The organism is Gammaproteobacteria bacterium (assembly GCA_021648145.1).
Lineage (GTDB): Bacteria > Pseudomonadota > Gammaproteobacteria > JAADGQ01 > JAADGQ01 > S141-38.
Map to the genome: position 1 here is coordinate 1 of JAKITI010000015.1, position 12,568 is coordinate 12,568.

The 12,568-nt window shown below is 43.6% G+C and carries 13 protein-coding genes and 1 pseudogene; 6 read left to right on the top strand and 8 right to left on the bottom strand.

Annotation, left to right across the window (positions count from 1 at the left end):
- From L3J70_09855 to rdgC, 4 genes are all read right to left on the bottom strand, one after another.
- Nucleotides 1–1,091 (bottom strand): hypothetical protein (locus L3J70_09855; GenBank protein MCF6236657.1); only part of this gene is annotated, 1,091 nt, incomplete at its 3' end.
- A 221-nt stretch (nt 1,092–1,312) separates the two neighbouring features.
- On the bottom strand, nt 1,313–2,284 hold the full coding sequence (locus L3J70_09860; protein ID MCF6236658.1) for a PDC sensor domain-containing protein: 972 nt from the start codon (nt 2,282–2,284) through the stop codon (nt 1,313–1,315).
- 96 nt (nt 2,285–2,380) lie between these two features.
- Nucleotides 2,381–2,875, bottom strand: a complete 495-nt coding sequence (locus L3J70_09865; GenBank protein ID MCF6236659.1) for a DUF411 domain-containing protein — start codon at nt 2,873–2,875, stop codon at nt 2,381–2,383.
- A gap of 4 nt (nt 2,876–2,879) precedes the next feature.
- Nucleotides 2,880–3,809 carry a recombination-associated protein RdgC gene (gene rdgC / locus L3J70_09870; protein MCF6236660.1) on the bottom strand — a complete coding sequence of 310 codons (930 nt, stop codon included), beginning with the start codon at nt 3,807–3,809 and terminating at the stop codon, nt 2,880–2,882.
- Nucleotides 3,810–3,950: 141 nt separating this feature from the next.
- Between rdgC and L3J70_09875 the strand changes: the two genes are divergently transcribed.
- Genes L3J70_09875 through L3J70_09885 form a run of 3 tightly spaced genes read left to right on the top strand, consistent with a single transcriptional unit; the run spans nt 3,951 to nt 5,447 of the window.
- Nucleotides 3,951–4,358, top strand: coding sequence for a hypothetical protein (locus tag L3J70_09875; protein MCF6236661.1), 408 nt, complete (start codon nt 3,951–3,953; stop codon nt 4,356–4,358).
- A gap of 5 nt (nt 4,359–4,363) precedes the next feature.
- A complete protein-coding gene (locus L3J70_09880; protein ID MCF6236662.1) occupies nt 4,364–4,870 on the top strand; it encodes an RNA polymerase sigma factor in 507 nt (168 codons plus the stop codon).
- Nucleotides 4,860–5,447 (top strand): hypothetical protein, encoded by a 588-nt coding sequence (locus L3J70_09885; GenBank protein ID MCF6236663.1) that lies wholly within the window; start codon nt 4,860–4,862, stop codon nt 5,445–5,447. The genes L3J70_09880 and L3J70_09885 overlap by 11 nt, the downstream gene beginning before the upstream one ends.
- A 91-nt stretch (nt 5,448–5,538) precedes the next feature.
- Here the strand turns inward: L3J70_09885 and L3J70_09890 are convergent, their stop codons facing one another.
- Both L3J70_09890 and L3J70_09895 read right to left on the bottom strand, forming a co-directional pair.
- Nucleotides 5,539–6,519: a glutathione S-transferase family protein gene (locus L3J70_09890; protein MCF6236664.1), complete on the bottom strand. Its 981-nt coding sequence runs from the start codon at nt 6,517–6,519 to the stop codon at nt 5,539–5,541.
- Between the two features lie 15 nt (nt 6,520–6,534).
- Nucleotides 6,535–6,930, bottom strand: a complete 396-nt coding sequence (locus tag L3J70_09895) for a DoxX family protein (GenBank protein ID MCF6236665.1) — start codon at nt 6,928–6,930, stop codon at nt 6,535–6,537.
- Between the two features lie 115 nt (nt 6,931–7,045).
- Here L3J70_09895 and L3J70_09900 point away from each other — a divergent pair, with 115 nt between their 5' ends.
- Complete coding sequence (locus L3J70_09900; GenBank protein ID MCF6236666.1) at nt 7,046–7,939, top strand: LysR family transcriptional regulator; 894 nt, start codon at nt 7,046–7,048, stop codon at nt 7,937–7,939.
- Between the two features lie 19 nt (nt 7,940–7,958).
- Here L3J70_09900 and L3J70_09905 read toward each other — a convergent pair whose 3' ends face one another.
- Both L3J70_09905 and L3J70_09910 read right to left on the bottom strand, forming a co-directional pair.
- The gene (locus L3J70_09905) at nt 7,959–8,720 is read right to left on the bottom strand and encodes an ABC transporter permease (protein ID MCF6236667.1); all 762 of its coding nucleotides are present in this window, start codon (nt 8,718–8,720) and stop codon (nt 7,959–7,961) included.
- Nucleotides 8,721–8,722: 2 nt separating this feature from the next.
- On the bottom strand, nt 8,723–9,643 hold the full coding sequence (locus L3J70_09910) for an ABC transporter ATP-binding protein (protein ID MCF6236668.1): 921 nt from the start codon (nt 9,641–9,643) through the stop codon (nt 8,723–8,725).
- A 633-nt stretch (nt 9,644–10,276) separates the two neighbouring features.
- On the opposite strand from L3J70_09910, the pseudogene L3J70_09915 reads away from it, so the two are divergent.
- Nucleotides 10,277–10,899 (top strand): annotated as a pseudogene (locus L3J70_09915) (HipA domain-containing protein).
- 70 nt (nt 10,900–10,969) lie between these two features.
- Nucleotides 10,970–12,556: a peptide chain release factor 3 gene (locus L3J70_09920; GenBank protein ID MCF6236669.1), complete on the top strand. Its 1,587-nt coding sequence runs from the start codon at nt 10,970–10,972 to the stop codon at nt 12,554–12,556.
- Nucleotides 12,557–12,568: the final 12 nt, after the last annotated feature.

Below are 12,568 nucleotides of genomic sequence, written 5' to 3' on the forward strand. Positions count from 1 at the left end.
GACGATACGACGGATGGAACCTGTCGTTCGGCTTGTTTAACCTGAATGGGCTCTTTAATTTGTGGAGCGACTCTCTCTGGCTTTTCTATGTAAGGTGTCTCTGTGGAAACCATATCTAAAGGTGGCTTTGGAATAATATTTGGTAATTGTACGTTGTCATCCACCTGTATCTCAGCAACATATGCTTTTTCTGATGCAGCGTTTTCTTCTATTGTATGGATTACTTCAGGCACTTCTTCCGGTAAAAAAACCGTGTCAGTGGGTTGGGTTGGGCGCTGTTGTGTGGTTTCCACCTCTACCTGTAATGATTCTTTAATAGGTACCTCAGCCACATCACTCTTGCCTGGTTCAGCGCTTTCATTAATAACCGCATATGAGTCAGGTGATTTTTCTTGTAAGGAAGCCACCTCTGTATCAGGGGATTTTTCAAGATAGAACATAAAGACAGACAAGCCAAGAATCACGGGGAGTGCAACTGCGGCAACGCGCCACAAACCACTCCGACCCGAGCTGGATTCCAGTTGCTCAAACAGCTTTTGCTCTTCATCGTAGCGCTGTCGTGACTCTGATTCTTTTAACGCGGTATAGGCTTCGAAAATTCGTAACCGGCTTTTCTGTTGTGGATCAATGGTTCCGTCAAACCAGAATAGCTCATGAAGCAGTCGATAGTGTTCGGCGATCTGTGTCGAAGTGGCTCCGCTATCGAGACCAAGAACCCGATAGTGGTTTGCCTCTGGCATATGCAGTACACGACGTAGCATGACGGCAGCTAAATGAAGTATCTTGCTTTTCTCTTCTCTGTTTGAATCATTTGCCTTGGCTTCTATTGCTAATTCGGCCAATAGCTGAAGGGTGCTTGGTAAATCTTCCAGCGGGAAAGTCATGGAGTCATCGGAATTGCTTGATGAAGAGCAGACCCGTGATATTTGTGAGGCAAGTTGTTTTAATGCTTCGTTACGCTCAAACCGATTGAGCGTGTTGATTAATGGATAGCTGGGTGGGTTTAACGAACCGTCTGTTCCAGACGTATCTGCATCTTCAGATTTTTGGTTGTTTTTCAACGGTTGTTGTGGATGTTTGTTGGCACTCATACTGAAATTCTTCTATGTGGTGATAGTTGTGGCCCTCCTTTTAGTAAACATTGCACATCCTGATTATGATCTTTAAGCCCGTGCTTTATGATGTATGTAAAGAGTGTTTGTGCCAATAAGTACAATTACTTATTGTTGGCGGTAAATTTTTTGAAGGGGGGTGGAAATCGAACCTCCTCGCCAGAGAGGGAATTGTTGTTCTCGGGCGAGGGCGTGTATCGTTACGATCTCTTTGTATGAAGCCGCTGTTGTCTCTGGCTGTTTAATATTGCTTCGGCTTTAGAGCCGAGATAAACATAAATACCCAACCCGACCATCAAACCAATCGCAGCAAACATCATCCAGACGGCTTCCATTAAATGCTGACCATCACCTAGTGCACCTTTAAACATCAATAACAGAGATTCAATCGAAATAGCGATGAGAATTGCAGCAATAAAGCGTGTGATTGTTCGTCTTGTAGAGCTATGGCGGAAGATGTCCTTGTGCATGAGCACCTCTTCTTCCAGAGTTGTTTTTCCCAAATCAAAAATAGCCAGCGCCAAAGTGAGAAAAATAATGACACCAAAAGGTTTAAGGTAATAGTCTTCAAAGCTGGCACTTTCGGAAAACAGTGACAGGAGTTCAGTCGTTGCGGAGTAGAGAAGGATGCCGACAACGGCAAAAAGGCCAATAGATATAAAGGTGTATATCGCTTTGAATAGAGGTTCAAAACGGCGGCGGGGGGTGTCACCCATTAAAAATTCAAGGGTCTCTGGCAGATCAATATCTACAACAATATAGCCTTGAGTATCATCATTTTGGTTTTTTCGCTTTATAGCCGCTGAAATACAGAGGTTACGGCTCACCGCCGAAAGGTAGGGTTCTGTGACGATGATTCCATCATTTTGACGTGCCATCAAATAATAAGGGCGTTGGCTACGGTCTTTCCCTAGGCCTTTATTATTAGGAATGTTGCTGTTGGCGGGTACAATATTATTACTGGTCTGTGTGCCCTCATTGTCGAGCGTATAAAGTGTATTAACAAAAGGATAGGTATCATCCAGATAGTCGATAGTTTTTTGCTGAAACTCGGAGTCAGTAAATAGCTTCTCTTCTAATATTCCTGATAAAATCGAGGCGAGCAGCTCATGTATTGCACCACAGTATTCGTGGTAACGCTCAATAACACTGATGTAGCTCATGGCAGCCATGTATGGTTTTCCTTTCTGAAAATTTTTTAATTACTCAGCATAGTGACATGCTAATTTTATACTATGCTGAATATTTGATAATTTCTGAATTCATTATCATTTGTAGGAGGTAAAAATTTCCGTTTTACCATTTTCATCAAAACTTAATACGTCGTAATTTTTAGGTGCTTCACCGTGTGGCTGCATACCAGGTGACATTTTTGGCATGCCGGGTGCGGTAAGCCCTGTAATTTCAGGGCGCTTAGCCAATAACCGTTTGATATCAGATGCCGGCACATGGCCTTCAATCACATAGCCATCAATAATCCCGGTGTGGCATGAAGCCAGGTTACGGCTGACCCCAAATTTTTCTTTGATCGGGTTCATATTGTTACGTTCTATAGAAGTCACTTCGAAGCCTTCCATGCGCAAGTGGTCTTCCCAATCGGTGCAGCAGTCACAGGTAGGTGATTTATAAACAGTTATTTGGAGGGGCGTGGATGATGCCGTGTTGGGTTCAATTTGAGGTGTTTTTTCACTGCAAGCGGTTAGAGCTGTTGTGATTAAAAGTAGTCCGGCGAATAGAGCGGGTTTTAAAAAGTAGTTTTGCATGAAATTATCCATTGAGTTGATTTGATTTTTCATTGTTGAGCCCACCGAAGGCTTCTATTAGGGCAGGTATAAAGCGAGAGAGTTCCAAAGTCATCAGTGCAAAATCGGCATCAAAACACGAGGCCGCATCATCATCGTAGCTGTTTTGTGCTTCTTCTTGAATCACATCCAGAAAACGAAGCCGTTTGACGGTTAAATCGTCCGCCAAAATTGCAGTGAGGCGTTCGCTCCATTCAACGGCCAGTTTGGTCACTTGTTTACCTGCTTGAAGATGAGATTGCACTTCATCGGCCATTAAGTCTTGCCGTGTGCAACGTATCACACCGCCTTCTTTATCGGGGTCACGCAGCTCACACTGGTTATCAATAACAAAATTGGTCGCAGGTGCTTGTTGGCTCAACCAGCGAGTCAGTATATCCGTTGGGTTGCCATTGACTTTGGGTGCCTGAGTGGGGAACTGGCCGATGGCTTTGCGCAACAAACTTATTAAATCTTCTGCTTTGGTGGCATTGGCGGCATCAACAATCAGCCAGCCGTTATGCGGGTCAATATAAGCAAACGTGTAGTTTGAACGACTGAATGCGCGTGGCATAAGGTCTTGTAATACTTCTTCACGAATATCTTTTCGTTCTTTGCTGCGCACGGTTCTGGCCTGGCTATCTTCAATGTCAGCGACTTTTTCTGCAACAATTTCATTGACAACAGAAGCCGGTAAAACCTTCTCTTCTTTGCGCGCACACACCATAATGTAACCATTGGTGGCATGAGTGAGCTGTGAACCATGACGACCCAATGGTTGAACCCAACCAAATGTGAAAGTTTCCAGAGTGCTACAAGGTCTGAAAGCGTGCTCATCAAGTTTTTGATGCAGCTCTTCAGCGGTGAGTTCAAAGGGTTTTGTCATACGGTGGATGTGAAGATTTTTAAACCACATAAATATAAAGTAACCTTGTTAAAATTAAAAACAGGGTTGAGATTATACTCAAATGCAATCAAATGCACCTCCCGATTGTTTACTTAAGTACAGGCCATAAAAAAACCTGTCATACCAAAAATAAAATTAGAGGAATAATTAATGTTTACATACAAAAAAATTATAACGACTTCTGCTGCGCTGTTATTGGGTGCATCTTTATCATTTAGCGCTTTAGCTGCCGATGATCCTTCAATAAAAGGTGATTTGCGCACGAATGTTCAGCAGTCAATGAATGAGTTCATTAACAATCAAACTATAGATGGTTCTATGTACGTTTATGACTCCGTTAAGGGTGGTCTTTTAAAATTAAAGTTGGATAAGCTGCATGACGGTATCGTTAAAAAAGGTGATTTTTATGTTAGTTGTGCTGATTTTAAAGACCAAAATGGCAATAAAGTCGATGTTGACTTTATGGTTCGCCCATCGGGTGACAAGCTTATAACGACTCAAGCATTGCTGCATAAAGTCGATGGCAAAAAACGTAAATACCATCTGGAAAGCATGTAATAAATATGATGAAAGAGGTGACTCAAAACCTCGAAGCGTTGTTGCATAGCGGTTATCGCTATGCACTCTCTTTAACGCATGACAAGGTGCGTGCTGAAGATGTTGTTCAGGACGCATGGCTGGCGGTGCTGAAGGCGAAGGGGCCTCATAGCCGTCCTTACTTGTTCAGTGCGGTACGCTCTCGCTTTTTAAATTTGAATAAACGAGAGCAGTTGGTGACCGTTGTAGCATTAGATGATGTGCCGCAGATGGAGCAGCAGGAAGATGTGACGAATAGTTTAGATGCAATGGGTTATCTGGAATATCCTTTGCTGGAAGAGGCTCTGGACAGTTTGCGAAGCGTAGAGCGAGAAGCGCTTTTTTTGATGGCAGTTGAAGGCTATACCGCCAACGAAATTGCCACATTCACAACGCAACCGCGTGGCACGGTATTGAGTCATATTCACAGAGCTAAACAGAAAATAAGACGCTTTTTAGCAACACATGATGTCGAGGTGCGCCATGAGCGATGATGTCATCAATAAAAATATTAAAAATCATTATGAAAAGCAGGTACTTTCTCCTGAGATATTAGCTCGAATGAGAGCAATGACAGGCACGCAATCTCAGAAAAAACATGGCTTATGGCAGGCCAGTAAATACTTCGCGATCGCTGCATCATGTGCACTTGTGATCTTAACGGGCGTTCAGTTAACTAATTTTTCACAAACATCAGGTGATGAATTGATCGTTCGAGTGGCTCAAGAAGTGGCAATGAATCATAATAAGCAGCTTGCCAGTGAATTTATTTCAGATAATTATTCAAAGCTCGCAGCCACGATGGATAAGCTTGATTTTATAATTAAATCGCCCGAGCAGCTTAAAGATTCAGAGTATCAATTGCTCGGAGCACGTTATTGCTCGATTCAAGGGCGTATTGCCGCTCAAATCAATCTGGTTAATCAACATGGGGAATCAATGACTCTATATGTGACGCAGCTTAATGATGCACTCTCTGTATTGCAGAATAAGAGCCAGTCACATGAAAATTTATTGATCAGCAACTGGCATGAAAATGGGCTGTTTTATAGCTTGGCTCGTCGTCAGTGACTATTATTTTCAAGAGATCACCGACGATAGTTTTTATCTTTCCTCCTTCAAGATTTGGACTCCCCTCGTGCGACCTGCCTCATTAGGCATCTCAGAATGATTGTGCTCTATTGTGGGGTTGATCAAAATCTAATATTGGCCCTTTAGGGACAATGCGAGTTGGGTTGATGGTGGACTGACTGAAGTAATAGTGCTGTTTAATATGGGTGAAATTGACGGTTTTTTTCACGCCTGAAACTTGGTATAACTCGCGTAAGTAGTGGCTTAGGTTTGAATAATCCATTAACAGATGCAAGTTGCACTTGAAGTGGCTGTAATAGACCGCATCAAAGCGGATCAATGTGGTAAAAAGACGCCAGTCCGCTTCTGTGAGTTGATCTCCGACTAAATAACGTTGCTGCTTCAGGCGTTGCTCCAGTGTGTCTAAGGCTGAAAACAATTCATCGAAGGCTTTTTCATACGCGGCTTGCTTGGTTGCAAAGCCACAGCGGTAGACACCGTTATTGATATTGGAATAGACAAAGTCATTAATAGCATCAATATCACTCTGTAATGTTTCGGGGTAGTAGTCGTGCTTAACATCAGTGAATGCATCAAAAGCACTATTGAGCATACGAATGATTTCTGATGATTCATTATTGACGATGGTCTGGGTTTTTTTGTCCCATAACACAGGTACGGTAACGCGTCCGCTGTAACCCGATTGTTGCAATGTATAAATTTGATGTAGAAACTGACTGCTATTCACATCATCTAAATCACTACCAAAATTGCCCGTAAATGCCCAACCCTGTTCCAACATATAAGGGTCAACCACAGATACTGAAATTACTTTTTCCAGGTTTTTCAGTGTACGAAAGATCAGTGTGCGGTGAGCCCAAGGACAGGCCAATGAAACATAGAGATGGTAACGTCCTGCTTCAGCTTTGAATCCGCTTACACCGCTGGGGCCTTTTGTCCCATCAGCGCTCACCCAATTGCGAAATTGTGAATCAGCACGTATAAACGCCCCTTGGCTTTTTTGTGTGTCATACCACTGGTCGTGCCAAACACCTTCAACTAATAAACCCATAATGAATCACTCCTGTTAATTTGTTGTATCAGTTTTATTGCTACGATAAGCATCAATACTCCATGAACCTGCACCAAAAGCAGTGATAAATAATAGGCCACCCGCGATCGCGAAATTTTTCATAAACATGATTGATTGCATTTGGTCGCCGAGGTTCGCGTGAAAGATGATTGCGGAAATGATCGAGAATCCGGCCAATAGAGAAGCCGTAATTCGTGCTTGAAAGCCTACGATCAGGGCAAGGCCACCGCCAATTTCCAGCAATATGACCAAGGGTAGAAGCATTCCCGGTACACCCATGGCCTCCATGTAGCCCTGAGTGCCCGCATAGCTACCAATTTTACTTATACCCGCGAGTAAAAATATGTGCCCCAAAAGAATGCGCCCGACTAAAGTTGTTGCTTTTTCCATTTTTATACTTCCTCATAAGTTTGTTGATGGATGAAAACATTATGACAATATTTTTTCGATAAAAAAGCGCAAATAATAGGTTATAATGATCTAAAATATTGATAGGTGTGTGAAAGTGAAAGCTCCAAAAGTTGCTTTAGAGCAGTGGAGAGTGCTGCAGGCAGTGATTGATCATGATGGTTATGCACAAGCTGCTGAGCATCTCCATCGAAGTCAGTCATCGGTCAGTTATACAGTTTCTAAATTACAGGAACAACTGGGTGTCTCTTTGCTACAAATAGAGGGTCGTAAAGCGGTGCTCACTGAAGTGGGTGAAGTTTTGCTGCGTCGTTCACGTCAGTTGGTTGAGGATGCTGCTGAATTGGAGCAATTTGCTTATTGCCTTGAGGAGGGGTGGGAGGCTGAAATTGATCTGGTTGTTGATGCCGCTTTTCCTTCCTGTTATCTGATGGCCGCCCTGAAACAATTTATACCTGTGAGCAGGGGCACTCGAGTGCAACTGAATGAAGTGGTGCTTTCTGGCGCTGATGAAGCATTGCTGGAGGGGCGTGCTGATTTGGTGATTGGCTCTCGGGTTCCTAAAGGTTTTTTGGGTAATTCTTTGATCAAGGTGGAGTTTATTGCCGTGGCTCATAAAGAGCACCCGCTTCATCAGTTACAACGCGTACCCACTCACAAAGATCTGCGTAAGGAGATGCAAGTGGTGATTCGTGATTCTGGTTTGCATATGAAGCGTGATTCTGGTTGGCTAGGTTCAGAATATCGCTGGACAGTGAGCAGTATCGATACAGCAGTTGAGACAGTGAGCAGTGGATTGGGTTTTGGTTGGTTGCCTAAACATAAAATTGAATCATTACTGGATGGTGGTACTTTGAAGCCTTTAAAATTAAAAGAAGGGCAGCAGCGAGCAACCTTTCTCTACCTGATTTTTGGTCATCCAGAGAGTGTTGGACCAGCAACGCAACAGCTGGCTGATATTTTTAGTTCTTTGGTCGACGCTGAGGAGTAAATTAATATTTCAGGAATTTTTAACTCTTCAAGCGATATCCCGTTTTGAATATCCACCAAATTGTTGTGAGGCAGAGAAACATAAAGACAAAGATCATCCCGATACTGGCGATAATATTGACATCAGAAATGCCGTAAAAGCTCCAGCGAAAGCCACTAATCAGGTAAACGACCGGGTTGAACAGTGTGACGGTTTGCCATGGCTCTGGCAGCATGTCGATTGAATAAAAAGCACCGCCCAGAAAGGTCAGTGGCATGACAACCATCATAGGGATGATTTGCAACTTTTGAAAATCGTCCGCCCATAAACCGATGATGAAACCGAACAGGCTGAATGTGATGGCCGTGAGCACTAAAAAGAAGAGCATCCACAGTGGGTGTGCAATTTCATAGTCTACAAACAGGTTGGCAGTCAGTAAAATCAATAGGCCAAGAAGAATAGATTTAGTGGCCGCTGCGCCCACAAAACCAATGACAACCTCAGTAGGTGAAACAGGTGCTGAAAGTATCTCGTAGATCGTGCCTGAAAATTTTGGAAAATAGATGCCGAAAGAGGCATTGGAAATGCTTTCGTTAAGCAGCGATAACATGAGCAATCCAGGAATGATGAAAGCACCATAGCTGATGCCGTTGATCTCACCCATGCGTGAACCGATCGCTGCGCCAAAAACCACAAAGTAGAGCGATGTGGAAAGAATCGGCGAGATCAGACTTTGCAATAATGTTCGCCAGGTACGAGCCATTTCGAACAAGTAAATTGCACGAACTCCGTATAGATTCATGATTAATCCCTCACCAGACTGACAAAAATCTCTTCCAGTGAGCTTTCGCTGGATTGGAGATCTTTAAAATCAATGCCGAGGTTGCTGAGTTGGCGCAGTAGCTCGGAAATACCTGTGTGCTCTTTCTGTGTATCAAAAGTATAGGTGAGCGTATAGCCATCTTGTGATAAATCCAGAGAATATTCTGCAAGCTCTTTAGGCGTGTGGTCGAGTGGGTTTTGCAGTGTTAGAGTCAGTTGCTTTTTACCAAGTCTATCCATCAGTACATCTTTGTCTTCAACCATGATGATTTCACCTTTGTTGATGACTCCAATTCGGTCGGCCATCTCTTCAGCTTCTTCAATGTAGTGTGTGGTCAGGATAATGGTCACACCGCTTTCACGCAGCTTTCGCACCATTTGCCACATATCACGACGCAGTTCAACATCAACACCGGCGGTGGGTTCATCAAGAAACAGGATTTCTGGTTCGTGAGAAAGTGCCTTGGCGATGAGAACGCGGCGTTTCATGCCGCCGGATAATGTCATAATCCTCTCTTTTCGTTTGTCCCAAAGCGAGAGGTCGCGTAGTATTTTTTCGATAAAGGCATGGTTTTTTGGTTTTCCAAATAAACCACGGCTAAAATTCATGGTATCCCAGACGCTTTCAAAAGTGGCGGTGGAAAGCTCTTGAGGGACTAAGCCAATTTTGGATCGAGCGGCACGAAAGTTTGTAAGGATATCATGACCATCCACTGAAACACTGCCTTCACTGGGCGTGACTATGCCACAGATAATGCTGATCAGTGTTGTTTTACCTGCACCATTTGGCCCCAAAAGAGCCAGAATTTCTCCTCGGTGGATATCCAGATTGATATTGTTAAGTGCCAGAAGACCTGAATCGTATTTTTTAGTCAGATTTTTGATTGAGATGATGGACTCCACAGAGCCTCCTGATGATGGAAACGAGAGGGCGTATTATACGCATTCAGGTTTGATATTACATTTTCATCTGCGGATCATATGGTCTAAATTACTGCGTCACTACCCAACCAAGCGCTGTAAACTATCTTCCCACGACGCTTTAAAGGCCGCATCGCTTGCAAACAGTTTATACAACTCCAACTCATCTTTGCGCCGCCCTAACATCACGATACTTACCCCTAACATAAACATCACGCAGACAATCGTCTGCAATTGACCAGATAAAAGAGATCAGTTTGTTGTGTGCGCTGTGGTTCATTGAGTGGTTCTCTTAGTGTGCGTATTTATATCGCAATATATCAGTAGAAGACATTTTCTGATCAATGAGAAAGATAGATAACGGACAAGGTTAGCCGCATTTATTTGACCTTGCTATGAATAGGAATTTTAATGCCCTTCCCCTGTTTATGGCAAGAATTTTATGGACAAAATGGATAAAAATCTAATTGGAGAAAAGATATCGGGGTCATGGTAGGCAATAAAAATGCCTATTGATGTACTCTCTTGCCCTCTTCACAGGATAAGCCCACGGTGATGCATTGCTGGTTTTGCGTAACCCAGCAGGCGAATCACAATCTCCCGATCGGAAAACGAAGTGTGGTGAAGGCCGAGTTTATCGCCATGCGGCTGGCCGCTCTGGCTCGGCTGAATGTTGCGTCGGTTTCTATGACGCAAGCCGCCAATAAGGATGTATTGCTCATTGAGCGCTTTGACCGCGTTCATGTATCAAAGGGCTGGCAGCGTAAAGCTATTGTCTCCGGTCTGACTTTGTTCGGTCTGGATGAAGTGATGACGCGCTATGCCAGTTACGAAGATTTAGCCGAGATTATTCGCTACCGTTTCAGGAATGCTTCCGTGACATTGAAGGAGCTGTTTTCCCGCTTGGTCTTCAATATTTTGTGCGGGAATACAGACGACCACGCTCGTAATCATGCGGCCTTCTGGGACCGTGAAATGCTCTCCCTCACACCATTTGTCCACAAGGGCGAACTGGCAATGAGGCCACGCAAGCAATGTTGATTTCCGGTAACAACCGGATGAGTCAGCTTACCGCTTGCCTGGATGCAGCACCGCACTTTCTACTTTCTCGTGAAGAGGCTGGATCCATTATCGAGTATCAAATTGAAGTGATCGAAGCAAACTGGACTCTTGTGTGCGATGAAGAAAATTTAAGCGAAACGGATCGCGCCTTAAAAAGAATAAAAGTAAATATATAGCTAAACTTTTTCGTTATAATAGTTTAGATTTATGTTGACTTTTTTAGATGAGAACTAAGGTTTTATGGGTATGGCTGACAGAAATTTAATCAATGAAATCAATAGGCGACGCACGTTTGCTATCATTTCTCATCCTGATGCGGGAAAGACCACATTAACTGAAAAGCTCCTTTTATTCGGTGGTGCTATTCAAATGGCAGGTACGGTTAAAGGCCGTAAAGCTGCGCGTCATGCAACTTCTGACTGGATGGAACTGGAAAAAGAGCGTGGCATTTCGGTGACTTCATCCGTGATGCAATTCATGCATAATGACCGTGTGGTGAATCTTTTGGATACACCAGGCCATGAAGATTTTTCGGAGGATACCTACCGTACATTGACTGCAGTGGATTCAGCTTTGATGGTGATTGACTGCGTTAAAGGCGTTGAGAAACGTACTATTAAATTGATGGATGTTTGTCGTTTGCGTGATACGCCGATCATGACTTTTATCAATAAACTGGATCGTGAAGGGCGTGATCCGATTGATCTTCTGGATGAGATCGAGGATGTACTGAAAATTAAGTGTGCGCCGATTGTCTGGCCGATGGGAATGGGTAAGGCTTTTAAGGGTGTATTTCACCTTCAAAATGATTGTATTCACCTTTTCAGTGCCACACATGGTGGAAAAATTCAGGAAGGTGAGGTGATTCAGGGGTTGGATAATCCTCGGTTGGATGAGCTGTTTGGTGATGATGCGGATGAGTTTCGAGAAGAGGTGGAGTTAGTCAGAGGTGCAAGCCATGAATTTGATCTGGATGCTTATCTCAAAGGCGAGCTCACACCTGTATTTTTTGGTTCGGCAGCCAATAATTTTGGTGTTAAAGAGTTACTGGATAAGTTTGTAGAGTACGCACCGGCTCCGTTACCGCGTCAGGCCAATGAACGGCTGGTGGAAACGAATGAAGAAAAATTTACAGGGTTTGTTTTTAAAATTCAGGCCAATATGGATCCAGCTCATCGTGACCGGATCGCATTCGTGCGTATTTGCTCGGGATCATATCAGAAAGGGATGAAAGTACATCAGGTTCGTTTGGAAAAAAATGTACAAATTTCTAATGCGATTACATTTTTGGCAGGTGATCGAGAGCATGTGAATGAAGCGTACCCAGGTGATATTATCGGTTTTTTCAATCATGGCACAATTCAGATCGGGGACACTTTCACTCAAGGTGAAAAAATAAAATTTGCAGGGATTCCTCATTTTGCACCAGAGCTATTCAGGCGAGCGCGATTGCGTGATCCAATGCGTTTGAAGGCATTGCTTAAAGGATTACAGCAGCTCTGTGAAGAGGGTGCGACTCAGTTGTTCAGACCCCTGAATAATAACGATCTCATTTTGGGGGCGGTGGGTATACTGCAGTTTGATGTTGTGGCTCACCGCTTAAAAAGTGAATATGGTGTTGAGTGTTCTTTTGAGGCCGTACAGGTGAATACTGCGCGTTGGATTGTGTGTGAAGACTCCAAGAAACTGGAAGAATTTCAGCGTAAGGCCAATGATAATTTAGCTTTAGATGCGAGTGGTCACCTTAGTTATATTGCACCGACTCGCGTGAATTTGCAGCTCATGGAAGAGCGTTGGCCTGATATCAAATTTATGGCAACGCGAGAGCATTAAGGAACCTCTGAT